The sequence below is a fragment of the Streptomyces sp. NPDC039462 genome (assembly GCF_055639375.1).
On sequence record NZ_JBVKAO010000002.1, the window covers coordinates 250,075 to 274,749 of the forward strand.

At 71.5% G+C, this 24,675-nt stretch carries 20 protein-coding genes; 3 read left to right on the top strand and 17 right to left on the bottom strand.

Translation table 11 applies throughout. The features are described from left to right. Window positions 1-24: 24 nt before the first annotated feature. Both ACZ7LU_RS11895 and ACZ7LU_RS11900 read left to right on the top strand, forming a co-directional pair. Window positions 25-1,053, top strand: coding sequence for an aldo/keto reductase (locus ACZ7LU_RS11895; RefSeq protein ID WP_398309022.1), 1,029 nt, complete (start codon window positions 25-27; stop codon window positions 1,051-1,053). A 233-nt stretch (window positions 1,054-1,286) separates the two neighbouring features. Next, entirely contained in the window at window positions 1,287-2,450 is a 1,164-nt protein-coding gene (locus ACZ7LU_RS11900) for a PQQ-dependent sugar dehydrogenase (RefSeq protein ID WP_471917058.1), read from the top strand. Between the two features lie 6 nt (window positions 2,451-2,456). On the opposite strand, the gene ACZ7LU_RS11905 is transcribed toward ACZ7LU_RS11900, so the two are convergent. The 16 genes from ACZ7LU_RS11905 to ACZ7LU_RS11980 all read right to left on the bottom strand — a co-directional run bounded on the left by ACZ7LU_RS11905 (window position 2,457) and on the right by ACZ7LU_RS11980 (window position 23,211). After that, window positions 2,457-2,738, bottom strand: coding sequence for a DUF6191 domain-containing protein (locus tag ACZ7LU_RS11905; protein ID WP_471916625.1), 282 nt, complete (start codon window positions 2,736-2,738; stop codon window positions 2,457-2,459). Window positions 2,739-2,818: 80 nt separating this feature from the next. Then, window positions 2,819-5,923 (bottom strand): helix-turn-helix transcriptional regulator, encoded by a 3,105-nt coding sequence (locus ACZ7LU_RS11910; protein WP_471917059.1) that lies wholly within the window; start codon window positions 5,921-5,923, stop codon window positions 2,819-2,821. A gap of 67 nt (window positions 5,924-5,990) precedes the next feature. Beyond that, window positions 5,991-6,191 carry a hypothetical protein gene (locus ACZ7LU_RS11915; RefSeq protein WP_398308849.1) on the bottom strand — a complete coding sequence of 67 codons (201 nt, stop codon included), beginning with the start codon at window positions 6,189-6,191 and terminating at the stop codon, window positions 5,991-5,993. 195 nt (window positions 6,192-6,386) lie between these two features. Further along, on the bottom strand, window positions 6,387-7,049 hold the full coding sequence (locus tag ACZ7LU_RS11920) for a hypothetical protein (RefSeq protein ID WP_471916626.1): 663 nt from the start codon (window positions 7,047-7,049) through the stop codon (window positions 6,387-6,389). Between the two features lie 35 nt (window positions 7,050-7,084). Beyond that, entirely contained in the window at window positions 7,085-7,657 is a 573-nt protein-coding gene (locus tag ACZ7LU_RS11925; RefSeq protein ID WP_471916627.1) for a GNAT family N-acetyltransferase, read from the bottom strand. After that, window positions 7,626-9,893 (bottom strand): MMPL family transporter, encoded by a 2,268-nt coding sequence (locus tag ACZ7LU_RS11930; protein WP_471916628.1) that lies wholly within the window; start codon window positions 9,891-9,893, stop codon window positions 7,626-7,628. The genes ACZ7LU_RS11925 and ACZ7LU_RS11930 overlap by 32 nt, the downstream gene beginning before the upstream one ends. Window positions 9,894-10,112: 219 nt before the next feature. Beyond that, window positions 10,113-12,227: a phosphocholine-specific phospholipase C gene (locus ACZ7LU_RS11935; RefSeq protein ID WP_471916629.1), complete on the bottom strand. Its 2,115-nt coding sequence runs from the start codon at window positions 12,225-12,227 to the stop codon at window positions 10,113-10,115. 214 nt (window positions 12,228-12,441) lie between these two features. Further along, window positions 12,442-13,956 (bottom strand): Asp-tRNA(Asn)/Glu-tRNA(Gln) amidotransferase subunit GatB, encoded by a 1,515-nt coding sequence (gene gatB, locus ACZ7LU_RS11940; RefSeq protein ID WP_471916630.1) that lies wholly within the window; start codon window positions 13,954-13,956, stop codon window positions 12,442-12,444. Window positions 13,957-13,972: 16 nt separating this feature from the next. Beyond that, window positions 13,973-14,212, bottom strand: coding sequence for a hypothetical protein (locus ACZ7LU_RS11945; RefSeq protein ID WP_362999095.1), 240 nt, complete (start codon window positions 14,210-14,212; stop codon window positions 13,973-13,975). After that, complete coding sequence (gatA, locus tag ACZ7LU_RS11950) at window positions 14,209-15,702, bottom strand: Asp-tRNA(Asn)/Glu-tRNA(Gln) amidotransferase subunit GatA (RefSeq protein ID WP_398308860.1); 1,494 nt, start codon at window positions 15,700-15,702, stop codon at window positions 14,209-14,211. Before gatA ends, ACZ7LU_RS11945 begins: the two co-directional genes overlap by 4 nt. A gap of 5 nt (window positions 15,703-15,707) precedes the next feature. Then, window positions 15,708-16,004: an Asp-tRNA(Asn)/Glu-tRNA(Gln) amidotransferase subunit GatC gene (gatC, locus tag ACZ7LU_RS11955; RefSeq protein ID WP_362999093.1), complete on the bottom strand. Its 297-nt coding sequence runs from the start codon at window positions 16,002-16,004 to the stop codon at window positions 15,708-15,710. A 100-nt stretch (window positions 16,005-16,104) separates the two neighbouring features. Further along, window positions 16,105-18,420: a putative bifunctional diguanylate cyclase/phosphodiesterase gene (locus ACZ7LU_RS11960; RefSeq protein ID WP_471916631.1), complete on the bottom strand. Its 2,316-nt coding sequence runs from the start codon at window positions 18,418-18,420 to the stop codon at window positions 16,105-16,107. A 315-nt stretch (window positions 18,421-18,735) separates the two neighbouring features. Further along, entirely contained in the window at window positions 18,736-20,919 is a 2,184-nt protein-coding gene (ligA, locus tag ACZ7LU_RS11965) for an NAD-dependent DNA ligase LigA (RefSeq protein ID WP_468562414.1), read from the bottom strand. Window positions 20,920-20,949: 30 nt separating this feature from the next. Next, window positions 20,950-21,963: a methionine synthase gene (locus tag ACZ7LU_RS11970; protein WP_471916632.1), complete on the bottom strand. Its 1,014-nt coding sequence runs from the start codon at window positions 21,961-21,963 to the stop codon at window positions 20,950-20,952. Continuing rightward, window positions 21,960-22,658 (bottom strand): SDR family oxidoreductase, encoded by a 699-nt coding sequence (locus tag ACZ7LU_RS11975; protein WP_471916633.1) that lies wholly within the window; start codon window positions 22,656-22,658, stop codon window positions 21,960-21,962. Before ACZ7LU_RS11975 ends, ACZ7LU_RS11970 begins: the two co-directional genes overlap by 4 nt. Window positions 22,659-22,665: 7 nt before the next feature. Then, the gene (locus tag ACZ7LU_RS11980) at window positions 22,666-23,211 is read right to left on the bottom strand and encodes an LOG family protein (RefSeq protein ID WP_398308870.1); all 546 of its coding nucleotides are present in this window, start codon (window positions 23,209-23,211) and stop codon (window positions 22,666-22,668) included. 51 nt (window positions 23,212-23,262) lie between these two features. Between ACZ7LU_RS11980 and ACZ7LU_RS11985 the strand changes: the two genes are divergently transcribed. Further along, entirely contained in the window at window positions 23,263-23,595 is a 333-nt protein-coding gene (locus ACZ7LU_RS11985) for a DUF427 domain-containing protein (protein WP_471916634.1), read from the top strand. On the opposite strand, the gene ACZ7LU_RS11990 is transcribed toward ACZ7LU_RS11985, so the two are convergent. Next, a complete protein-coding gene (locus tag ACZ7LU_RS11990) occupies window positions 23,579-24,574 on the bottom strand; it encodes a GlxA family transcriptional regulator (protein WP_471916635.1) in 996 nt (331 codons plus the stop codon). The genes ACZ7LU_RS11985 and ACZ7LU_RS11990 overlap by 17 nt on opposite strands. Window positions 24,575-24,675: the final 101 nt, after the last annotated feature.

The window sequence follows — 24,675 nt, forward strand, 5'->3', positions numbered from 1 at the left end:
CGAGGAGTGGGAGGGTACGTCCAGGTGGAGCGCAGGACGATCGGCGCGGGGGCGCTCGAAGTGGGCGCCGTCGGACTCGGCTGCATGCCGATGAGCTGGGCGTACACCGGCTCGCGGCAGCGCGGCGACGCGTCGTTGCGCACTGTGCACGCGGCGTTGGACGCCGTCGGCGCGGCCGGTGGCGGTGGGGGGCTGCTGCTGGACACGGCGGACATGTACGGGCCGTTCACCAATGAGCTGCTGATCGGCAGGGTGTTGAAGGAGCGGCGCGCGGAGGCGTTCGTGTCGACGAAGTGCGGGCTGCTCGTGGGCGAGCAGCACATCGTCGCCAACGGCCGCCCCGGCTATGTGAAAAGGGCCTGCGACGCGTCGCTGCGACGGCTCCAGACGGAGACCATCGACCTCTATCAGCTGCACCGCGCGGACCCCGAGGTGCCCATCGAGGAGACCTGGGGCGCGATGGCCGAACTCGTCGCCGCGGGAAAGGTGCGGGCGCTGGGGCTGTGCGCGGTGGGGGCGCGCGCTCAGCGGCGTGCGGCGCCCGGGCGCCCGGGGCCGGGGCTGCACGACGCGACGATCCGGCAGTTGGAGCGGGTGCAGCAGGTCTTTCCGGTGAGCGCGGTGCAGGCCGAGCTTTCCGTGTGGTCACCGGAGGCGTTGGACGCGTTGCTGCCGTGGTGCGTGGACCGCGGGATAGGGCTGCTCGCCGCGATGCCGCTGGGGAATGGTTTCCTCACGGGCACGCTGAAGCCCGGCCAGGGCTTCGAGCCGGACGACCTGCGGGCCCGGCACCCGCGCTTCACCGCCGAGATGATGGCGGCCAACCAGCCGCTGGTGGTGGGGCTCCGCCGGGTGGCGGAGCGGCACGGGGCGACGCCCGCGCAGGTCGCGCTGGCGTGGGTGCTCGCGCAGGGCAGGCACGTGGTGCCGATCCCCGGTGCCAAGCGGGAGCGCTGGGCGGTGGAGAACGCCGGGGCGGCCTCGGTGCGGCTGACGGAGACGGACCTGGCGGAGATCGCGGCGTTGCCGGCCGCGCTGGGGTCGTGGGACTGAGTCCGGACCTGTTGTGGGGCTGGGTTCGGGACCTGTCGTGGGGCTGGGTTCGCGAATCTGTTGTGGGGCTGAGTCCGGGAATCTGTTGTGGGACTGGGTCCGGGAATCTGTCGTGGGGCTGAGTCCGGGAATCTGTCGTGGGGCTGAGTCCGGGAATCTGTCGTGGGGCTGAGTTCGGGAACCTGAGGGGCGCGAGCGGTGTATGAACAGTAGAAGCGCTGCGTCGAAGGGATCTGATCGTGCGACGACCTGCTGTTACGGCCTTGCTGGCCGCTGCCTCCCTCGTGTTCGCGGCGGGGTGCTCGTCCGGCGACGACGAACCGGACCGACGCGAGAGCCCGCCGCAGCGGGACACGTCGAGCCGGTCCCCCACCGGGAAGGCGGGCGCCGAGGCCCCACCGGAGAAGGGCTCCGCGAAGGTCGTCCGCACGGTCACCACGGGCCTCAAGTCCCCCTGGGGCCTCGCGCCGCTGCCCGGCGGTGACCTGCTGGTGTCCTCGCGCGACGAGGGGACGATCACCCGGGTCGACGGGAAGACGGGCAAGAAGACGGAGCTCGGCTCGGTGCCGGGCGTCTCCCCCGGCGGCGAGGGCGGCCTGATGGGCCTCGCCCTCTCGCCTTCGTACGCATCGGACCACTTGGTGTACGCGTACTTCACGACGGCGTCCGACAACCGCATCGCCCGCATGCTGTACGACGAGAAGAAACCCTCGGGCGAGCAGCTGGGCGCACCCGACACGGTCTTCAAGGGCATCCCGAAGGGCATGATCCACAACGGCGGCCGGATCGCCTTCGGCCCCGACAAGATGCTGTACGCGGGCGCGGGGGAAACGGGTGAGACGGACCTCGCGCAGGACAAGAAGTCCCTCGGCGGCAAGATCCTCCGCCTCACCCCGGAGGGCGAGCCGGCCCCCGGCAATCCCTTCGACGACTCAGCCGTCTATTCGTTCGGGCACCGGAATGTGCAAGGCCTGGCCTGGGACGAGCAGAAGCGGCTGTGGGCCTCGGAGTTCGGCCAGGACACCTGGGACGAGCTGAACGACATCAAGGCCGGCGAGAACTACGGCTGGCCCGAGGTCGAGGGCAAGGAGGGCAAGGAGGGCTTCCGGGATCCGGTGGCCCAGTGGAAGACGTCGGAGGCCTCACCGAGCGGTATCGCCTATGCCGAGGGCTCGGTGTGGATGGCGGGTCTGCGCGGTGAGCGGCTGTGGCGCGTCCCGGTGCGGGGTTTGGAGGGCGAGCCGGAGCCGCAGGCGTTCCTGAAGGGCGAGCACGGCCGCCTGCGCACGGTGGTCGCGGCGGGCGGCGACAAGCTGTGGCTGGTCACGAACGAGACGGACTCGCGGGGCACACCCGAGAAGGGGGACGACAAGATCCTGGAGGTGCAGGTGAAGTAGGTCAGGTCAGCTGTCCGGCGCGTCGAGCGAAGGTCTCTCCTCGACGCTCGGGGTCTCTTCCGTGCTCAGCGTCTCGTCGACACTCGGCGTCTCGTCCGTGCTCGGCGTCTCGTCGGAGCGTGGTGCCGGGACGGGTGGGCGTACGACCACCTTGCCCGAGGTCAGGTCGATCGGTCCGCGCCCCGGGTCGCCGTCGGCGAGGTCGACGCGGGTCATCTCCAGGCGCTTCTGTTCGTCGTCGGTGTGCTTGCGCCCCGGCGCGAACAGAGCCTCGATCGCGTTGAACACTGCGCCTCCCAGGAGCCGAGATCCTGCCGTCAAGCGTAAGCGAGGCGGCCGGAAACCGGCTCGAGACGGAAAAGCGCAGGTCAACCCCGGGCGGGCTGCTCGTCGGCGGTGGGGAACAGCCGGAGCCGGTGGGCGAGCGCGGCGGCCTCGCCGCGGCCGGTGACGGACAGCTTGGCGAGGATGTTGGAGACGTGGACGCTCGCCGTCTTCGGGGAGATGAAGAGTTCCTCGGCGATCTGGCGGTTGCTGCGGCCCGCCGCGACCAGCCGCAGGACGTCCCGTTCCCGGCTGGTCAGGCCCAGCGCCTCGGCGGGGTGGGCCGGGGCGGCGGGGGCGCGGACGGTCTCGGCGGGGTGCAGGGAGAGGCGGGCGCGCCGGGCGAGTCCGGTGATGGAGTCGGAGAGCGGCCGGGCGCCGAGCCGGTCAGCCACCTCGCCGGCCTGGCGCAGCAGGTGGGCGGCGCGGTCGCGGTCGGTGGTGTCCGGGGCGAGGAGGGATTCGGCCAGGCGCAGGCGGGCCTGGGCGAGGTCGTAGGGGCGGTCGAGGGGTTCGAGGGCGGTGACGACGGTGTGCCAGTCGGCGGGGCGGTCACGGCCCTCGGCGCGCAGGAGTTCGGTGCGGGTCCACTCGTCGAGGGCGAGGGAGAGCGGGGTGGGGGTGGCGAGGGACTTGGTGACGCCGCGGATCCGTTCGAGGGCGGCGGGGCGGCCGGGTTCGGCGGCGGGCAGGCCGCGGGCGTCGGCCTCCATCGTGGCGGCGGCGAGGAGCAGGGGCCAGCCGTATTTGTAGGTGCCGAGGGGGAGGCCGGTGGCGAGGCCGCGTTCGAACTCGGCGCGGCCGTCGAGGATCCGGCCCTCGGCGGCGGCGAGGCCGAGGGCGATGCGGACGAGGACGAGGATGTATTGGGGCTGTGGATCGTGGGTGCCGAGGTGCTGGTGGGCGGTGTGCATGTGGCGGGCGGCCGCGGCGTATTCACCGCGGTAGAGCGCCATGCGCGCGGACCGTTCGGAGGCCGAGGCCCGGGGCTTGGAGCTCTGCACGCAGCGCTGGGTCTCCGCGACGGCGTGGGCCGCCTCGTCCCAGCGGCCGAGGGAGATGAGCGACTCGGCGACATTGGCCCAGACCCAGCCCTCGGAGTCCACCAGTCCGTATTTCCGGCAGAACTCGATGCCCGCCATCGCGACCTCGACCGCTTCGGCGGAGCGGCCGACGCCTTCGAGGGAGGAAGGGAGGTTGATGTGGACCCGGCTGAGGTCGGTGACCAGGGCGTCCCGGACGACGCGGTCCCTGACCTCGTACATCTCGGCGAGGCCCGCCTCGGGGTCGCCTGCCTCGACGAGGAGGGCGCCGCGGGTGAGGCGGGCGTTGAGTTCGATGGTGTCGGCCTTGACCATGCGGGCGTACTCGACGGCGCGTTCGGCGGCGGCCAGGGTCTCGGGGCCCGGGTCGTGCAGCATGCCCCAGGAGGCGCGGTAGACGAGGACGTCCGCGTGCACCTCGGAGGGCGGCAGGCCGCGCATCAGCTCCTCGGCCTTGGCGATCTCCGCCCAGCCGTCGCCGCGGCCGAGGGTGGAGACGAGCCGGGAGCGGGCCACCCAGAACCAGGCGGAGCGGTGGGGGTCGTTCTCGCCGTCGAGGAAGCGCAGGGCGCGCTTGGTGATTTTGAGGGCGCGGTCGCGTTCGCCGGAGAGGCGCCCGGCGACCGTGGCCTCGGCCATCAGGTCCAGATAGCGCAGGGGGGCGGTGGCGGGGTCGCAGCCGCAGGCGGGGTAGCCCTCGACGTAGTCGGCGGGGCGGAGGGATTCGCGGACGGACTCGGGGGCGTCGTCCCACAGCTCCATCGCCCGTTCGAGCAGGCGGAGTTGCTCGGCGTAGGCGTAGCGGCGGCGGGCCTCGACGGAGGCGTCGAGGACGGCGGGCAGGGCCTTGGCCGCGTCGTGCGCGTGGTACCAGTAGGTGGCGAGGCGGGCGGCGCGCTGGTCGGCGGCGACGAGCGTGGGCTCGGCCTCAAGGGCCTGGGCGAAGCGACGGTTGATGCGGGAGCGCTCGCCGGGGAGCAGGTCGTCGCTGACGGCCTCGCGGACCAGGGAGTGGCGGAAGCGGTAGCCGTCGCCGTCCGGCGAGGCGAGCAGGATGTTGGCGCCGACGGCCGCTCGCAGCGCCTCGATGAGGTCGTCCTCGTCGAGTCCGGCGACTGCGGCGAGCAGTTCGTACTCGACGGTGGAGCCGCCCTCGGCGACGATCCGCGCCACCCGCTGGGTGTCCTCGGGCAGTTCCTCGACGCGGACGAGGAGCAGGTCGCGCAGGGAGTCCGTCAGACCAGCGCAGCTGCCGCCGTGGGAGGCGACGGCGAGTTCCTCGACGAAGAAGGCGTTGCCGTCGGAGCGGTCGAATATGTCGTCGACCAAGGCCTGTTCGGGCTCGGCTGCGAGTATCCCGGCCATCTGGCGGGCGACTTCGTCCTTGCTGAAGCGGCTCAGCTCGACACGGCGCACCGTGCGCAGCCGGTCCAGTTCGGCGAGGAGGGGACGCAGGGGGTGGCGGCGGTGGATGTCGTCGGCGCGATAGGTGGCGAGGAGGACGAGGCGGCCGCCGCGCAGGGTGCGGAAGAGATAGGCGAGGAGGTGGCGGGTGGAGGTGTCGGCCCAGTGCAGGTCCTCCAGGGCGACGACGACGGTGCGGTCGCGGGAGAGGCGCTCCAGGAGGCGTGCGGTGAGTTCGAAGAGGCGGGCCGTTCCCTCGTCGGATCTGCCTCCGGGGGCGTGTCCGTGCGAGGTGTTTCCGTGCGTGGGCCCCGCCAGTTCGGGCAGGAGCCTGGCGAGTTCTTCCTCCTGGCCCTCGGCGGCGGCGGCCAGTTCGTCGGGGAGCTGGCGGCGCAGCGAGCGCAGCGCGGTGGCGAAGGGGGCGAACGGCAGGCCGTCGGCGCCGATCTCCACGCAGCCGCCGAGCGCGACGACGGCGCCTTGTCTCTCGGCGGCCGCGGCGAACTCCTCGACGAGGCGGGTCTTGCCGACCCCCGCCTCACCGCCGAGCAGCAACGCCTGCGGCTCGCCCGGGCCGGGCCCCCCGGCTCCTTCGAGCGGGGTGCCGGTGGCGCGGGCGAGCGCTTCGTTCAGTACGCCGAGTTCGTCGGTTCGGCCGACGAACACCGGGCTCACGGACCTGGTCTCCACAGCCGCGAGCATCGCACAGAGGGCGGCCGGCGCGGCACCCGATGTCCGCGGAGCGGTCACCGGCACGGGCCCCGTCATCTCAGGCGGCCCGTGTGAAGCGCGCCCTGCCCCGCATGAGGCGGTTCCTCCAGAGCGTCGTACTCACCCGCCCCTCGGCTTCGTGGCGGGCCGAACGGCGGGCGGCGGCACGGAGCTTGCGGGCCTCGCCGAGCAGGCGGTGGCGGTCGGCCTCGCGGGCCAGCTCGGCGGCGCGCACCTGGTGCATCTCGTACTCGAACATGTCGTACCCCTCGGGTTGTCGGTGGTATCGCCGGTGTCGTTCTCTGCGATGTCTCCACTTTCGTCTCCCAGGGGGGTCGCCCACATCGGGCGGATGCCGCATCTCCCGGAGGCGTGGGGCCTTAGGTACGACGAAGGGCGGGGCGGGGGCCTTAGCCCCTGCCCCGCCCCTGCCTTACGTGCGCGGGCCGATGGCTCAGGAAGGTGCGGACGGCAGTCCGAGCAGCAGGTCGGAGTACTTGGCGACGGCGAGGAGCAGCCCGATCACGCCGAGCGCGACGCCTGCCCACGCCACGGACTTGATCCACGGCGCCTGCTCCTTGCCGGGCGCGCCGAACGCGGGCCTGACGAGCACCAGGAAGCCGACGACCAGCGCGGCGGCCGCGAAGAAGCCGGCGATCAGCGCGGTGGCCTGCCAGGAGTCGCCGTACATGGCCTGGAGTTGGTCGGAGACGCTCGCGGACTGCTTGGTCTCCAGCTGCCCCATGATGTTCGAGCGCGCGCCGGCGATCGTGCCGAGCCAGCCTCCGGAGAGGCCGATCACGCCGAGCGCGGCGGACACGACGGCCGCGGCGCCCTGGCCGACACCGGTGGGCCCGGCGGGGCGGGCGGCCACGTCGGCATCCACATCGTCATCCGCGTCGGCGTCGGCGTTCTCTGCGTCCTCGGCGGTCTCGGCGTCCGCGTCGGCGGCCTCCGCCGCCTCGGGGGTGGCGCCCTCGGGCCCGGCGGCGTCGGCCGCGTCGGACTTCGTGACGTCGACCGTCTCCGGCTTCCCGGCCCCGGTCACTTCGTCGGCCTCGGCCTCGGTCCCGGCCGCACCCTTGGCACCGGCCGCGTCATCTGTCTTAGTACCCATGCCCCGCACCGTACGGACGGAGTCTGAGAGCTCCCTTAACGCGCGTCCGCCACCTGGGCGTCCCGCGCCGCCCGCCACTCCGGGGCGAGTACGGACCAGACCTCCATGTCGTGCCGCACGCCCTGCCAGGGGAAGCTCTCCCGCAGCACGCCGTCCCTGGTGAACCCGAGCCGCTCGGCGGCCGCCTTGCTGCGGTCGTTGAGCGAGGAGACCAGCCACTCCACGCGGTGCATCCCGCGCTCGTCCACGGCCCAGTCGATGAGCACCCGCGACGCCTTGTTGACCAGGCCGCGCCCGGCGGCCGACGGCTCCAGCCACACACCGACCTCACAGCTGTCGCTGCCGGTGTCGAAGATCCGGAAGAGGACACCGCCGACGAGGGTGCCGTCCAGCCAGATGCCGTAGAAACGTCCGGTGTCGGAGGCCTGCTTGTCGGCGTACGTCTGGAGGTGCTTCCGCGCGGTCTCGAGGTCCGTCACGACCGCGGTGAAGGGCACCCACGGCCCCGCGTACTCCCGCGCCCGCTCGACGTGCTCCAGGAACTCCTGTGCCTGCCACGGCTCCAGCGGCCGCAGCTCAGCGCCCTCGTCCAGCGATATCGCGAACATCCTGCTCCTCCAGCGCACTCACGTCGTCGGCGACGTCCCGGTTTCCGGGGATCTTCGCACGTGTGCCACGCGGGTTCGAACGAGATTCCGGCGGCTCGATGCTGATGCGCGGCAGGAGGCGGTCCAGGCGGCTCGGCAGCCACCAGTTGGCGCCGCCGAGCATGTGCATCAGGGCGGGCACGAGCAGCGTACGCAGCACGAAGGCGTCGAGGGCGACGGCCGCCGCGAGCGCGATGCCGAACATCGCGATGACCCGGTCGCCGCTGAGGACGAAGGCCAGGAAGACCGAGATCATGATCACGGCCGCGGAGTTGATCACGCGGCTGGTCTCGGCGAGGCCCACGCGGACGGCCCGCCGGTTGTCGCCGGTCTCCAGCCACTCCTCGTACATCCGGCTGACCAGGAAGACCTGGTAGTCCATGGAGAGCCCGAAGAGGACGGACACCATGATCACCGGCAGGAAAGGCTCGATCGGCCCGGCCCTGCCGAGCCCGAGCAGCTCACTCCCCCAGCCCCACTGGAAGATCGCGACGACGACGCCGAACGCGGAGGCGACCGCGGCGACGTTCATCGCGGCGGCCTTGAGGGGGATCCCGATGGACCGGAAGGCCAGCAGGAGCAGCACGCAGCCGAGCCCGATGACGACGCCCACGAAGAGCGGCAGCTTGCCGACGATGACCTCCGCGAAGTCGTCGTAGCTCGCGGTGACGCCGCCGACGGACACCTCCAGGGAGCTCTCCGCCTCCGCCTCAGGGAGGACGTCGTCGCGCAGCCGGTCGACGAGTGCGCTGGTCTTCTCGGACTGGGGAGCCGAGTCGGGGACGACGGTGAGGAAGGCGGCGCGGCCGTTGTCCCCGTACGTCACCGGGCTCACGGAGGCGACGCCTTCGGTCGACCTCAGCGTCGCGGCGAGGTCGTCGACGGCCACCCGGTCGCCCGCTCCGTAGATCTCGCTCACTAGTGTCAGGGGCCCGTTGACGCCGGGGCCGAAACCGTCGGCGAGGAGGTCGTACGCCTGCCGGGTGGTCGCCTTCGCCGGGTTGTTGCCCTGGTCGGATGTGCCGAGGTGCAGGCCGAGGGCGGGCAGCGCGAGCACGGCCATGACGAGGACCGCGACGGCGCCGAGCAGGCGGGGGTGGCGCTCCACGAAGACGGCCCAGCGGGCGGCGAGTCCGGTCGGCAGCTCCGGTTCGGGGCCGTGCTCGGCCATGCGGCGGCGTTCGCGGCGGCTGAGGGCGCGCGGGCCGATCCAGGTGAGGAGCGCGGGCAGCAGGGTCACGGACGCGGCGACGGTGAGGACGACGGTGAGCGAGGCGGCGATCGCGACTCCGTTGAGGAAGCCGAGCCGCAGGATGAGCATGCCGAGCAGGGCGATGCAGACGGTGGCGCCCGCGAAGACCACGGCGCGTCCTGTGGTGGCGACGGCGCGTTCGGCGGCGACGGCCACGGGCAGGCCGCGTTTGAGGCCCTTGCGGTGCCGGGTGACGATGAAGAGGGCGTAGTCGATGCCGACGCCGAGCCCGATCAGGGTGCCGAGCATCGGTGCGAAGTCCGCGACGGTCATCACATGGCCGAGCAGCACGATGCCCGCGTACGCGGTGCCGACGGACACCAACGCGGTGGCGATGGGCAGGGCGGACGCGGCGAGCGAGCCGAAGGCGACGAAGAGCACGACGGCGGCGACGGCCACCCCGACGATCTCGGCGACCTGGGCGCTCTTGGACTCGGTGAGACCGATGGCGGTGCCGCCGAGCTCCACCTGCAGGCGGTCGGACGCGGCGGCCTTCGCGGTGTCGACGACGGCCTGCGCGTCGGCCTTGTCCATGTCGTCGGCCTGCTCGCGGAAGGTGACGGTGGCGTACGCCGTGCGGCTGTCCTGGCTGACCTGGTCCGCGCCCCCTCCCTCGCCCTCGTAGGGCCCGGTCACGGAGGCCACGGCGGGCAGCTCGGCGATCTTGTCGAGGGCGCCGGACATCGTCTGCTCGACGTCGGCGGCGCGCACGGAGGTGCCGGGGCCGGTGTGCCAGACGACGGTGTCGCTGTCGCCGCCGAGGCCGTGGAAGTTCTCGTTCAGGAGCTGGGTCGCCCGGCCGGACTCGGTGCCCGGCACCTCGTAGTCGTTCGAATACGCGGATCCGGCGACGGCGGCGGCCGAGACGGCCCCGCCGAGAGCGAGGAGCCACAGCAGGACGACGACGAGTCGGTGCCTGACGCACCACCGGGCGAGTGCTGCCACGGACTGGCTCCCTGAATGGTTCGTGGATCTTCATCGGGAGCAACAGTCAAGCAAGTGGACAGCCCGCAGCCCGCAAAGAACGCATGAGTGGCGACATCGGCGCCACAGTCACTTTGACAGCCGTTGGCGATCGTTGGTCCGTTTCGTGGCCTTACTCACAAGGGCACAAGGTGTGCGCGGAGGCACCGGGGGTACCTCCGCGCACCCGGCGTGCCGGGGTCATCCCGAGACGCTCACGCGTCCGTTCTCGATGTGGCCCATGAGGCGGCGACGGAAGGCGGTGTCGCGGTCGGTGGTCACCTCGACGTCGTACCAGCCGTGCTCGCCGGCGGTGTGCCAGGCGACGGTGCGGCTGCTGCGCGCCTTGACCCGGACGGTCCGTGTGCGGCGCCTGATGTCGTCCTCGTCCACATAGCCGAGGGGCTTGACCGTGAAGACCAGGTCGTGGCGGCCGCGGTTGGCGAGGGTGAGGTGTATCTCGCGGCGGGTGATCGCGGAGGCGAGCCGCGCGCCGCCGTCCCCGGCCCCCTTGGCCCCCGCGAACTCGCGGCGGAAGCCGTTCGGCCCGGTGACGGTGAAGGCGTACGCGTCCCCCGGCACCGGAACGGTCCAGGAGCCCTTGCGCACGACGTCCTGGTGCTGCGGAATCGTGAACTCACCGGCGTACGGGTAGAGCGCGAAGTGCGCGCTGGAGCTGCCGCCGTTGCGCAGCCGCACCGTGAGCGTGCCGTCCTCGCCGGGCGTCACGTCGGCGTCGGGCTGGTAGGGCAGTGGGCGGGCGCGGCGGGTGCCGGGCTCCTGGACCGGCATCGACTGCTTCAGGGGCGGCTGCGGCGCCCAGCGGCCGCTGAACGCGGGGATGGCGCCGGGCTGGTCGATGTCGGGCCTGCGGTGGCCGCGCCGGAAGTCGAAGGCGCCGGTGAGATCGCCGGTGACCTTGCGGCGCCAGGCGCTGATGTTGGGCTCCTTCACCCCGGTCCACTTCTCCAGGAAGCGCACGACGGAGGTGTGGTCGAAGACTTCGGAGCAGACGTATCCGCCGACGGTCCACGGCGAGATGACGAGCATCGGCACGCGCGCGCCGAGACCGGTCGGCTTCCCGTCCCAGCGCTCTTCCTTCTCCTCGGCGGAGTCGCCGCCGGGCACGGGCGGCGGGACGTGGTCGAAGAAGCCGTCGTTCTCGTCGTAGTTGATGAACACGGCGGTGCGACGCCAGACCTCGGGATGGGAGGCGAGGGCGTCGAGCACCTTGTAGACGATGGTCGCGCTGTGGATGGGCGAGGAGACGCTGGGGTGCTCGGAGTCCACCGCGGACGGCACCAGATAGGTGACTTTCGCGAGCTTGCCGCCCGCGACGTCCTTCGCGAACTCCTCGGCGAGCTTGCCGGTCGGCACGCGCCGCAGACCGCGCTCGAACAGCGACCGCTCGCTCTTGGTGAGGGTGGCGACGCCCTTGTCCAGGTCGGCGAGGAGCTTCGCGCGCGCCGTCTCGTCCTTGGTGTCGCGCACCTTGGCGTAGAAGGCCTCCATGTAGGTCAGGCCGGTGCCCGCCGCGGCCAGGGCCTTGCGGGCGATGGCCTTGAAGGTGGTGAAGAACTCGATCTGGTTGTCGGTGAAGTTCTCCCACTCGGTGTACGTCCGCCAGCTCACGCCGGCCTTCTCCAGGCGCTCGGCGTACGTCCCCCAGCCGTAGCCGGGGTGCGTTCCCTCGGCGTAGGCGTCGTTGCCGACGGCCCGCTTGCCGTTCGCCTCGTAGCCCGTCTTCCCGCTCCACAGGTGGTTGCGGTTGGGGCTGGTGGAGGTGTGGATGGACGAGTGGTAGGCGTCGCAGACGGTGAAGGTGTCGGCGAGTTCGTAGTGCAGCGGGATGTCCTCGCGCGTGTAGTACGCCATCGTGGCCGCCGTCTTGGCGGTGATCCAGCCGTCCATCCAGCCGTCGCGCCAGGCCTTGGCGCCGCCGCTCCAGGAGTGGTCCAGGTCGCCGATGTACTGGAGGTCCTTCTTCTGCGTCTCCGCGGCCTGGCGGACGGGGAAGGGCAGGATCGTGCGCAGGGCGCCGGGCTGCTCGAACACCGTCTTGCCGCTGGGCAGTCGGATGGCGTTGCGGTCACCGAAGCCGCGCACTCCGCGCAGGGATCCGAAATAGTGGTCGAAGGACCGGTTCTCCTGCATGAGGATCACCACGTGCTCGATCTTGTCGAGACCGCCGTCCCTCGGCGGCTCCTGCGCGAGCGCCTCCTGCAGCGAAGGCGGCAGGAAGGAGCCGACGGTGGCGGCACCGAGCGCGCCGCCGCCGATCGCCATCAGGCGTCTGCGCGAAATCTCCGGAGTCACGTGGGACCTCCCAGTTGTCCTGGCCGACATCCAATGGTTCTCTGCTGATCCATTGACCTGTTCGGCGGGACGCTAGTGACGTCCGGTTTCCTTGTGAAGACCGCGGGACGAAGTCGGAGTGAACGTCCAAGAGTTCACCAGGACGTCCGGACACGAGTGAGGGGGCGGCGCCCCCGTCGGGTGCGCCGCCCCCTCACCGGGAGGAAGGGAAACCTCAGCCCTCGCTGACGCCCAGCTTCTCCAGGATGAGCTCCTTGACGCGGGCCGCGTCGGCCTGGCCACGGGTGGCCTTCATGACCGCGCCGACCAGCGCGCCGGCGGCCGCGACCTTGCCGCCGCGGATCTTGTCCGCGACACCGGGGTTGCCGGCGATGGCCTCGTCGACGGCGGCCGTCAGCGCGCCCTCGTCCGAGACGACCTTCAGGCCGCGCTTCTCGACGACCTCGTCCGGGGTGCCCTCGCCCTTCAGGACACCCTCGATGACCTGGCGGGCCAGCTTGTCGTTCAGATCACCTGCGGCGACGAGCTCGGTCACCCGGGCGACGTGCGCCGGGGTGATGGGGAGCTCTTCGAGAGCCACACCCGATTCGTTGGCGTTGCGGGCCAGCTCGCCCATCCACCACTTGCGGGCCGACGCCGCGTCGGCGCCCGCCTCGATGGTGGCGACGATCGGCTCGACCGCGCCCGCGTTGAGGATCGACTGCATGTCGTGCTCGGTGATGCCCCACTCCTCGCGGAGGCGGTTGCGGCGCACGCGCGGCATCTCGGGCAGGCCGGCCCGCAGCTTCTCGACCCACTCGCGGGACGGGGCGACGGGGACGAGGTCGGGCTCCGGGAAGTACCGGTAGTCCTCGGCGTTGTCCTTGATGCGGCCGGAGGTCGTGGAGCCGTCGTCCTCGTGGAAGTGACGGGTCTCCTGGACGATGGTGCCGCCGGAGCTCAGGACCGCCGCGTGGCGCTGGATCTCGAAGCGCGCCGCGCGCTCCACGGACCGCAGCGAGTTGACGTTCTTCGTCTCGCTGCGGGTGCCGAACGCCTGCTGCCCCTTGGGGCGCAGCGAGAGGTTGACGTCGCAGCGCATCTGGCCCTTGTCCATGCGGGCCTCGGAGACGCCGAGCGCCTTGATGAGCTCGCGCAGCTCGGCGACGTACGCCTTGGCGACCTCGGGGGCGCGCTCGCCGGCGCCCTCGATCGGCTTGGTGACGATCTCGATGAGCGGGATGCCGGCGCGGTTGTAGTCCAGGAGGGAGTGCGAGGCGCCGTGGATGCGGCCCGTCGCGCCACCGACGTGCGTGGACTTGCCGGTGTCCTCCTCCATGTGGGCGCGCTCGATCTCCACGCGGAAGATCTCGCCGTCCTCCAGCTGGACGTCCAGATAGCCGTTGAAGGCGATCGGCTCGTCGTACTGCGAGGTCTGGAAGTTCTTCGGCATGTCCGGATAGAAGTAGTTCTTCCGGGCGAAGCGGCACCACTCGGCGATCTCGCAGTTCAGCGCGAGACCGATCTTGATCGCGGACTCGACACCGATCTCGTTGACGACCGGCAGCGCGCCGGGCAGGCCGAGGCAGGTGGGGCAGGTCTGGCTGTTCGCGTCCTGCTTGAGCGCGGTCGAGCAGCCGCAGAACATCTTGGTCTTGGTGCCGAGCTCGACATGGACCTCGAGGCCCATGACGGGGTCGTACGTCGCGAGGGCTTCCTCGTACGACACCAGGTCAGAAGTGACAGTCACGGTGAAACTTTCCCTCTCAGCCCAGCAGGACGTCGTCGTCGCCGAGGCGCTTCAGCTCGCGCACGAGCAGAGCGACGCCGGTGGCGATGGCGGCAGCGGAGACGATCGCGTCCACGAGGCGGAGCGTGTCGTGGTCGTAGCGGGCCTTCTTGGCCTGCTTGATCACGCTCACCGCGCCGAAGGCGGTGGTGCCGATCGACAGGTACGTGCCGGTCTTGGACTTCTTGAAGCCCTTGGCCTTGTTCAGTGCACTCACAGCGACGGTGCCTCCTCAAGCAGCGGGTGTCCCCACTTTTCCACGAAGGCGGCCTCTACGGCAGCACCGACCTTGTACAGCCGGTCGTCCTTCATGGCGGGGGCGATGATCTGCAGTCCGACGGGCAGGCCGTCCTCCGGCGCGAGGCCGCAGGGCAGCGACATGGCGGCGTTGCCCGCCAGGTTGGTCGGGATGGTGCACAGGTCCGCGAGGTACATCGCCATCGGGTCGTCGGCGCGCTCGCCGATCGGGAAGGCAGTGGTCGGCGTCGTCGGGGAGACGATCACGTCGACCTGCTCGAAGGCCGCCTCGAACTCACGGGTGATGAGCGTGCGGACCTTCTGGGCGCTGCCGTAGTACGCGTCGTAGTAGCCGGAGCTGAGCGCGTACGTACCGAGGATGATGCGGCGCTTGACCTCGTCGCCGAAGCCGGCCTCGCGGGTCAGCGCGGTGACGTCCTCGGCGGACTTCGTGCCGTCGTCGCCGACGCGCAGGCCGTAGCGCATGGCGTCGAAGCGGGCGAGGTTCGAGGAGCACTCCGAGGGCGCGATCAGGTAGTACGCGGAGAGCGCCAGGTCGAACGTCGGGCAGTCCAGCTCGACGATCTCCGCGCCGAGCTCCTTGAGGAGCTCCACGGACTCGTCGAAGCGCTGGACGACACCGGCCTGGTAGCCCTCGCCGCGGAACTGCTTGACGACGCCGACCCGCATGCCCTGGACGGAGCCGTTGCGCGCGGCCTCGACGACCGGCGGGACCGGGGCGTCGATGGACGTCGAGTCGAGCTCGTCGTGCCCGGCGATGGCCTCGTGCAGCAGGGCGGCGTCGAGGACGGTGCGGGCGCAGGGGCCGCCCTGGTCGAGGCTGGAGCTGAAGGCGACCATGCCGTAGCGGGAGACGCCGCCGTAGGTCGGCTTGACGCCGACCGTGCCGGTGACGGCCGCGGGCTGGCGGATCGAGCCGCCGGTGTCGGTGCCCATGGCGAGGGGGGTCTCGTACGCGGCGAGGGCCGCGGAGGAGCCGCCGCCGGAGCCACCCGGGATGCGGGTGAGGTCCCAGGGGTTGCCGGTGGGGCCGTACGCGCTGTTCTCGGTGGAGGACCCCATGGCGAACTCGTCCATGTTGGTCTTGCCGAGGATGACGACGTCGGCGGCCTTCAGGCGCTTGGTGACGGTCGCGTCGTACGGCGGGATCCAGCCTTCGAGGATCTTCGAGCCGACCGTGGTCGGCACGCCCTCGGTGGTGAAGATGTCCTTGAGCGCGATCGGGACGCCGGCCAGCGGGCCGAGCTTCTCTCCCCTGGCGCGCTTCTCGTCGACGGCGCGGGCCTGCGCGAGAGCGCCCTCGCGGTCGACGTGCAGGAAGGCGTTCACCTTCTCGTCGACGGCTTCGATACGGGCCAGGTGGGCCTCGGTGACCTCGACCGCCGTGAGCTCGCCGGAGGCGATCCCCGACGCGATTTCGGCGGCGGTGAGCTTGATGATGTCCGTCATGATCTTCAGTCCTCCCCCAGGATCTGCGGCACCTTGAAACGCTGCTGCTCCTGGGCCGGGGCGCCAGAGAGCGCCTGCTCGGTGGTGAGCGACGGACGGACCTCGTCCGCGCGCATGACGTTCGTCAGCGGCAGCGGGTGCGAGGTCGGCGGTACGTCTTGGTCGGCGACCTCGGAGACGCGGGCGACCGCGCCGATGATGTCGTCGAGCTGTCCGGCGAAGTGGTCGAGCTCCTCGGCCTTCAGCTCCAGACGTGCAAGGCGGGCGAGGTGGGCGACCTCCTCGCGCGTGATGCCAGGCATGCGGCGGTCCTCAGGGGTGAGTGTGCGGGTTGTGGCCCCAATCCTATGGGTCGCTCCGGGGTGCCCGTTAAACGGTTTCCTCCGCACCGCTCCGCGGCGGCTACTTGACCACGTGGCCCGAGGACTGTTCCGCCGCGGAGGCGGCCTCCGCGGCGACGTCCGCCGGGCGGCGCCAGCCGCGGGAGCCGCGCGCGCGGAGCCACGCCGTCGCCTCCTCGGCGGGCATCGCCGCGGCGACGAGCCAGCCCTGGACCGCGTCGCACCCGAGGTCCCGCAGCCGCTCCCACGTCTCGTCGTCCTCGACGCCCTCCGCGACGACGAGCAGGCCGAGCGAGTGGGCGAGGTCCACGGTGCAGCGGACGATCTCCGCGTCTTCGTTGTCGATGGCGAGGCGGGCCACGAAGGAGCGGTCGATCTTCAGTTCGCTGACCGGGAGGCGGCGCAGGTGGACCAGGGAGGAGTACCCCGTGCCGAAGTCGTCGAGGGACATCTTGACCCCGTGGCCGGTGAGCCCGGCCAGTGTGTCCGCGGCGCGCTGCGGGTCCTCCAGGAGGACGTGCTCGGTTATCTCCAGCTGCAGCGCCCCGGGCGGGACCCCGTGCCGGGCGAGACGCGCCGCGACCGCACCCGCGAAGCCGGGGGTGTGGACGTCGCGCGGGGACACGTTCACCGCGACGGGGACCTTGAGTCCCATCGCCTGCCACTTGGCGACCTGGCCAAGCGCCGTCTCCAGGACGTACTCCGTCAGGTGGGGCATGAGGCCGGACGACTCGGCGATGGCGATGAACTCGTCGGGCGGCACCCGGCCGCGCTCGGGGTGCACCCAGCGGACCAGGGCCTCCAGGCCCGCGACCTTGCCGTCGAAGCGGACCTTCGGCTGATAGTGCAGTTCGACGTCGCCGGCGTCGAGCGCGCGGCGCAGGTCGCCCAACAGGCCGAGGCGGTCCGGGGTGTTGGAGTCCCGCTTGGACTCGTACACCTCGACGCCGGTGCGGTCGCGCTTCGCCTGGTACATCGCGACGTCGGCGCGGCGCAGGAGGCCCTCCGCGTCGAGCGCGTGGTCGGGGAAGACGGCGAGGCCGGCGCTCGCCTCCAGGACGAGGGTCAGGCCGTCAAGGTCGAGCGGCGAGCCGAGGGCGGCGACCAGCTGGCGCGCCACACGCGTGGCCGAGGTGGTGGAGTCGACGACCGGCAGCAGGACGGCGAACTCGTCGCCGCCGAGCCGTGCGGCCTCGGCGCCGCGCGGCAGCGCGAGCCGCAGCCGGTCCGCTATCTGCAGCAGCAGCCGGTCGCCGGCGAGGTGGCCGAGGGTGTCGTTGACCGACCGGAAGCGGTCCATGTCGATCAGCATTAACGCGGCCCGTGCGCCGAGCCGCTCGGCGTCGTCGAGGGCCGTCCAGGTCCGTTCGAGCAGCCACTGCCGGTTGGGCAGGCCGGTGAGCGGGTCGCGCAGCTGCTCCTCCGCACGGGCGCGGGCGATCCACAGGGTGGAGTCGAGCGCGACCAGCGGGATGGCGAAGAGGGGCAGCAGGATGGGCAGGGAGATCGCCACGACGCAGATCAGCGGGGCGATGCCGAGCAGCGCGACGCTGAGGAGGCCCTGCCTGACGAGGGCGGTGCGGGTGACGGTGGGCAGGGCGCCGGTGCGGGGCGCGTGGACGTACCAGAGCAGGACGCGGGTGACGACGAGGTACGCGACGGCGACCAGGGCCACTTGGGGGGCGGTGTACAGGTCCCAGGTGGCGGGCAGCCAGGGGGATTCGGCGCTCGGCGCCGTGCCGAAGGCGGCCAGGGCGAGGCCGCCCGCGCCGATGCCGAGGATGTCGACCGCGCCGTGCAGCAGGCCCTGCCGCCAGCGGTGTCTGCGCGCGACGCCGACCAGGACGACGACGGTGAGGCTGACCAGGCCGGCGGGCACCCAGCCGTAGAGCAGGAGGACGGCGACGGTGAGCGCGCCGCCGGATCCCGTGCCGCCCCACCAGCGGTCGCGGCCGAGGGCGACGAGGTGGGCGACGATGAGGCCGGTGAGGACGGCGAGGGACCAGCCGGCCGCGCCGGTGGGGAACAGCGCGTGCCGGCCCGTGACGGCCTGGAAGAAGCCGGTGCCGAGGAACACGGCGGCCGCGGCGACGACCATGACGGGCAGCAGGGGCCAGGCCTCGCGGGAGTCCTGCGCGGCCGGGTCGGCCGTGCAGGTGACGGGGGTGTCGGTGCGGTCGGGTGTGGCCATCCAGGCCCGCTCGCGTGGTTCCACGGCGGTGCTCAGCGCGGCGGATCCGGAGCGGGCGGCCGCGCCGACGGCGGCGCCCGGGTCGGTGGCCGGCACTGCCCGGCGGCCCCGCAACCAGGCTCCCGGCGCGCGCCACAGGCGCGCGCGCAGCCGTGAGTCCGGGGCGGCGCTCTCGGTCGGTTCCATTCCCGTCCCTCTCACAGCCGGCGGTGCCCACGCCACGCGGACTCGGCCCACGAGTCGGCCGCGCCCGAACAACCGTCCCCATGCTCCGCACGAGCAGGGAGACGCAGCCCTCCCGGACCCTTGCCGAGCAGGGGATGCCCCCTTCCGAGCTCTTGATGAGCAGGTGATACCCCGTTCGCAGCGGGGCACGGCAGGCGCACACCTCAACAGTAGGCCGCAGAAGGCTTCCACGGGCAGCGGTCGGCTACGGTTGCCCGAATGCGACCCGGCCACCCGTATGCCTCTGGTATGCGCCGAACGGGTGGCCTTCAACCGCTACTCCTCGGTCGGAAGCGCGACTTCCCGCGCCGCGTCAGGTCCTTGTTCGAGCAGCACAGCGAAGCCTTCCTCGTTGAGAACCGGAACCTTCACCTGCATGGCCTTGTCGTACTTCGACCCGGGGTTGTCGCCGACGACGACGAATGAGGTCTTCTTCGAAACGGAACCGGTCACCTTTGCTCCCCGGCTCTGCAGCGCCTCTTTCGCGCCATCCCGGGTGTGGTGCTCGAGCGTCCCGGTGACGACGACGGTGAGGCCCGCGAGCGGGCGCGGTCCCTCGTCCTCGCCGCCCGACTCCTCCTCCATGCGCACGCCGGCGGCCCGCCACTTGCGCAGGATCTCCCGGTGCCACTCCTCGGCGAACCACTGTTTGAGTGAGGCCGCGATGGTCGGGCCGACGCCCTCCGTCGTGGCCAGCTCCTCCTCGGTGGCCTGTTCGATGCGGTCGATGGAGCGGAACTCGCGGGCCAGCGCCTCGGCGGCCACCGGTCCTACGTGCCGGATCGAGAGGCCCGTGAGGACGCGGGCGAGCGGGCGCTCCTTGGCCGCCGCGATGTTCTCCAGCATGGCGAGGGTGTTCTTCTTCGCCTCGCCCTTCTGGTTGGCGAAGAAGGTGACGACCTTCTCCTCGCCGGTCTTGGGGTCGCGCTTGGGCAGGCCGGAGTCCTGGTCCAAGACGTACGACTTGATGGGCAGGAGCTCGTCGACCTTCAGGTCGAAGATGTCGCCCTCGTCGAGGATCGGCGGCTCGGCGGGCTCCAGGGGCCTGGTGAGCGCGGCCGCGGCGACGTACCCGAAGTTCTCGATGTCCAGGCTCTTGCGGCCCGCGAGGTAGAAGAGGCGCTCGCGCAACTGGGCCGGGCACGACTGGGCGTTGGGGCAGCGGAGGTCGATGTCGCCCTCCTTCATGGGCCGCAGCGCGGTGCCGCACTCGGGGCACTCGGCGGGCATCACGAACTCCCGCTCGCTGCCGTCCCGCAGGTCCACGACGGGGCCGAGGATCTCCGGAATGACGTCACCGGCCTTGCGGATCACGACGGTGTCGCCGATGAAGACGCCCTTCTTCTTCACCACGTCCTGGTTGTGCAGGGTTGCGAACTCGACCTCGGAGCCCGCGACGGTGACGGGCTCAACCTGGGCGTACGGCGTGACGCGGCCGGTGCGGCCGACGCCGACGCGGATGTTGATGAGTTTGGTGTTGACCTCCTCCGGCGCGTACTTCCAGGCGATGGCCCAGCGGGGGGCGCGTGAGGTGGAGCCGAGGCGGCCCTGGAGCGGGATCTCGTCGAGCTTGACGACGACGCCGTCGATCTCGTGCTCCACGGAGTGCCGGTTCTCTCCGAAGTACGCGATGAAGTCGCGGACGCCGTCGAGTCCGTCCACCACCTTGTTGTGCTTGGCGGTGGGCAGGCCCCACTCCTTGAGCAGGTCATAGGCGTGGCTGAGGCAGTCGATGTCGAAGCCCTCGCGGGCGCCGATGCCGTGCACCACCATGTGCAGTGGGCGGGTCGCGGTGACGCGCGGGTCCTTCTGGCGCAGCGAACCCGCCGCCGCGTTGCGCGGGTTGGCGAAGGGCTTGTCGCCCGCCTCGACCAGGCGGGCGTTCAGCTCCTCGAACTTCTCCATGGGGAAGAAGACCTCGCCGCGGATCTCCACCAGGGCGGGGACGCGGTCGCCCTTGAGGCGCTGGGGGATGTCGGCGATCGTGCGGACGTTCGGTGTGATGTCCTCGCCGGTGCGGCCGTCGCCCCTGGTGGCGGCGCGGGTCAGCCTGCCGTCCTCGTACGTGAGGTTGACCGCGAGGCCGTCGACCTTCAGCTCGCACAGGAGGTGGAAGTCCGGGGAGCCGACCTCCTTGGCGACACGGTCGGCCCAGGCGGCCAGCTCCTCGTCGTCGAAGGCGTTGTCCAGGGAGAGCATGCGCTCGCGGTGCTCCACCGCGGTGAACTCCGTCTCGTACGAACCGGAGACCTTCTGGGTGGGCGAATCCGGGGTCCTGAGCTCCGGATACTCCTCCTCCAGGGCTTCGAGAGAACGCAGGAGCCTGTCGAACTCGGCGTCGCTGACGACCGGTTGGTCCTTCACGTAGTACCGGAAGCGGTGCTCCTCGATCTGTTCGGCCAGCTGGGCATGCTGATCCCGTGCCTCGGCGGGCACAGAGCCTTGCTGTTCGACAGCCACCGTTTCGTCCTCCCGTTACGTCATACCCAATTACTCAGGGTTGTCCGCGAGCGATCGCGCCGCTCTCACGCAATGGCCGAGCACCTCGCGTGCGTACGCGGGAGAAGAGCCCGCGAGACCGCACGACGGAGTGACCACGACCGACTCCGCGAGCGATCCCGGATTCAGCCCCAGCCTGCGCCAGAACGTCCTGACACCCATGACGCTACCGGCAGGGTCTGACAATCGGCCGTCCACGCCCGGCACGACACCGGCGAAGAGCTTCGTGCCGCCCTCGACCGCCTCACCGATCGCCTCGTCGTCACGCTCGGTGAGCAAGGAGAAGTCGAACGAGATCGCGTCGGCCCCGGCGCGGCGAAGCAGCGCGAAGGGCACGTCGGGCGCGCAGGAGTGGACGACCGCGGCACCCTCGCCCCGGACGGCGAGGACGTCCCGCAGCGTGCTCTCGACGACCTGCCGGTCCACGGCGCGGTGCGTGCGGTACTCGCTGGCGGTCTTGACCTGCCCGCGCAGCACGGCGATGAGCGAGGGCTCGTCGAGCTGCAGGACCACCTGTGCGCCGGGCACCCTGCGGCGCACGTCGGCGAGGTGTTCGCGCAGGCCTTCGGCGAGGGACCCTGCGAGGTCGCGGCAGGCGCCGGGGTCGGAGAGCGCGGCCTCGCCGTTCCGCAGCTCCAGGGCGGCGGCGAGCGTCCAGGGGCCGACGGCCTGGACCTTCAGCGGGCCCTCGTACCCCTGGGTGAACTCCTCCAGGGCGTCAAGGTCCTCGCCGAGCCAGGCCCTGGCGCGCCGGGTGTCCCGGCCCGGACGGTCGCCGACGCGCCAGCCGCTGGGCTCCACGCGCGCGTACAGGTCGACGAGGAGCCCGGCGGTGCGGCCGATCATGTCGGCGCCGGGTCCGCGCGCGGGCAGCTCGGGCAGGTACGGGATGCCCTGTTCGGGCCCATCGAAGCTGCCGGTCACGGTCTTCGCGGCCTCGCGGGCGTCCCCGCCGGGCATCGACCCGATGCCGGTGGCGGGGCCCCAGGTGAAGGTGTCGCTCATCGTCCCGGCCGCACCGTCAGGTCGTTGACCTCCGCGTCGCGCGGCAGGTCCAGGGCCATGAGGATCGTCGTGGCGACCGACTCGGGGTCGATGTAGCGCGACGGGTCGTACTCCTTGCCCTCCTGCTGGTGGACCTTGACCTGCATGGCGCTCGCCGTACGGCCGGGGTAGACGGAGGTGACGCGGACGCCGTTGCCGTGCTCCTCCTGGCGCAGCGAGTCGGCGAGGGCCTTCAGGCCGTGCTTGGAGGCCGCGTACGCGGACCAGTCGGCGTGGGCGCTGAGGCCGGCGCCGGAGTTGACGAAGACCACGTGCCCCTGGGCGACCCGGAGCTGGGGCAGGAAGTGGCGGGTCAGTTCGGCGGGGGCGATGAGGTTGACGTTGAGCTGGTGGCGCCACGCCTTGGGGGTGAGCTCGCCGACCGGGCCGAGGTCGACGACGCCCGCGATGTGCAGCAGGGAGTCGACCCGGGACGGCAGCGACTGGTGGCCGAAGGCCCAGGACAGCTTGTCGGGGTCGGAGAGGTCTCCGACGAGCGTGCTCGCGCCGGGAAACTCGGCGGCGAGCTCCTTGGCGCGGCCCGCGTCCCGCGCGTGCAGGACGAGGTCGTCGCCGCGTGCGTGGAGGCGGCGGGCGACGGCCGCGCCGATGCCGGAGCCCGCCCCGGTGATCACATGTGTAGCCATACCCGCCATGCTCGCATCACCGGGTGCCGAAGGATTCCTCCAGGTAGGCCAGGGCGCCGACGGGCTCCTCCGCGAAGAAGACCAGGTCGGTCAGCGGGACGGGCAGGAAACCCTCGTCCTCCATGCGGCGGAACTGCTCCTTGAGGCCGTCGTAGAACCCGGCGGAGTTCAGCAGGACCACCGGCTTGGTGTGCTTGCCGTGCTTCTTCAGCTCCAGTATCTCGGTGGCCTCGTCGAGGGTGCCGGTGCCGCCCACCATGATCACGATCGCGTCGGCCTTCTCCAGGAGGAGCGCCTTGCGCTCGGCGAGGTCGCGCGCGATCACCATCTCGTGGGGCTCGACGACCTGCCGGGCCTTGGCGGCGAGGAAGTCGACGGAGACGCCGACGAGCCGGCCGCCCGCCTCGTGCACGCCGTCCGCCACGACCTTCATGAGGCCGCTCTCGGAGCCGCCCCACACCAGCGTGTGGCCGCCCTTGCCGAGCAGTTCGGCGAATTCACGGGCCGGGCGGGTGTAGCGCTCGTCGAGATCGGCGGCGGAGAGGAAGACGCAGATGTTCATGCGCCCACGGTACGTTCCGTCTCAGAAGGCACTCGTCGAGGAGGGCATCTCATGACCAACGGACACCGGATCACCGTCGAGCAGGGCACGGACCACGTGCGCGTGGTGTGTGACGGGCAGGTCGTGGCGGAGAGCAGCCGCCCCCTGCTGCTGCGCGAGACGGGGTATCCCGTACGCCACTACCTCCCCCCGGAGGACGTGCGCACGGACCTGCTGACACCGTCGGAGACCCACACGTACTGCCCGTTCAAGGGCACGGCCGCCTACTGGTCGCTGCCGGGCGCGCCGGACACGGTGTGGGCGTACCCGGAGCCGAAGCCGGCCGTGGCGCAGATCAAGGACCACCTCTGCTTCTACGAAGCAGAGGTCACGAAGCAGCCGTGAACGTCCGCCGGTAGGCGGCCGGCGAGACGCCGAGCACGGAACGCATGTGCTGGCGCAGGGAGTTGCCGGTGCCGAACCCCGCCCGGTGGGCCACGACGTCCACGGGCAGGTCGCTGGACTCCAGGAGCTGCCGGGCGAGTTCGATGCGCTGGGCGGTCAGCCAGCGGCCGGGCGGCATGCCGGTCTCTTCCTGGAAGCGGCGGGTGAAGGTCCGCAGGCTCATGCGGGCGTGGGCGGCGAGTTCGCTCAGGGGCAGCGGCTCCTGAAGCCGTTCGAGGGCCCACGCGCGCGTGGCGGCCGTCGTGGCGAGCGTGGGCTCCGGGACGGGCCGCTCGATGTACTGCGCCTGCCCGCCGTCGCGCCAGGGCGGCACGACGCAGACGCGGGCGACGTGGTTGGCGACGGCCGCGCCGTGGTCGCGGCGCACGAGGTGGAGGCAGAGGTCGATGCCGGCGGCGACGCCCGCCGCGGTGAGCACGTCGCCGTCGTCCACGAAAAGCACGTCCGCGTCGACCTTGATCCTGGGGAAGGACCGCTGGAAGTCGCGGGCGACGTGCCAGTGCGTCGTCGCGGGGCGCCCGTCGAGGAGGCCGACGGCGGCGAGGACGTACGAGGCGTTGCAGAACGACACGATGCGGGTGCCGGGCCTGATCCGCTCCAGGGCGGCGACCACGCCCTCCGGCAGCTCGTCGCCCTCCATGCCCCGGTCGAAGCGGCGGGTCGGCGTGATCACCACGGTGTCCGCGCGCTCCAGGGCCTCGGGGCCGTGCTCGACGGCCACCGTGAACCCGGAGTCCGTGCGCACCGGGTTCCCGTCCACCGTGCAGACCACGACGTCGTAGAGCGGTGTGCGCCCGGCGCCCTCGGCGACACCGAAGACCCGGGACGGAATGCCCAGCTCGAAGGCGTACACGCCGTCCAGGGCGAGGACGGCCACGCGATGCGCACCCTTTGTGCCACTTGCTCCACTGCACTGCATGGCCGAATCCTGTCACATGATGACCAAACTGCCAGCACTGTCCTCGGTCGCACCGTCGCACGCTTGGTCCCGCAAGCCGTTCCCGAGGACATTCCTGAAGA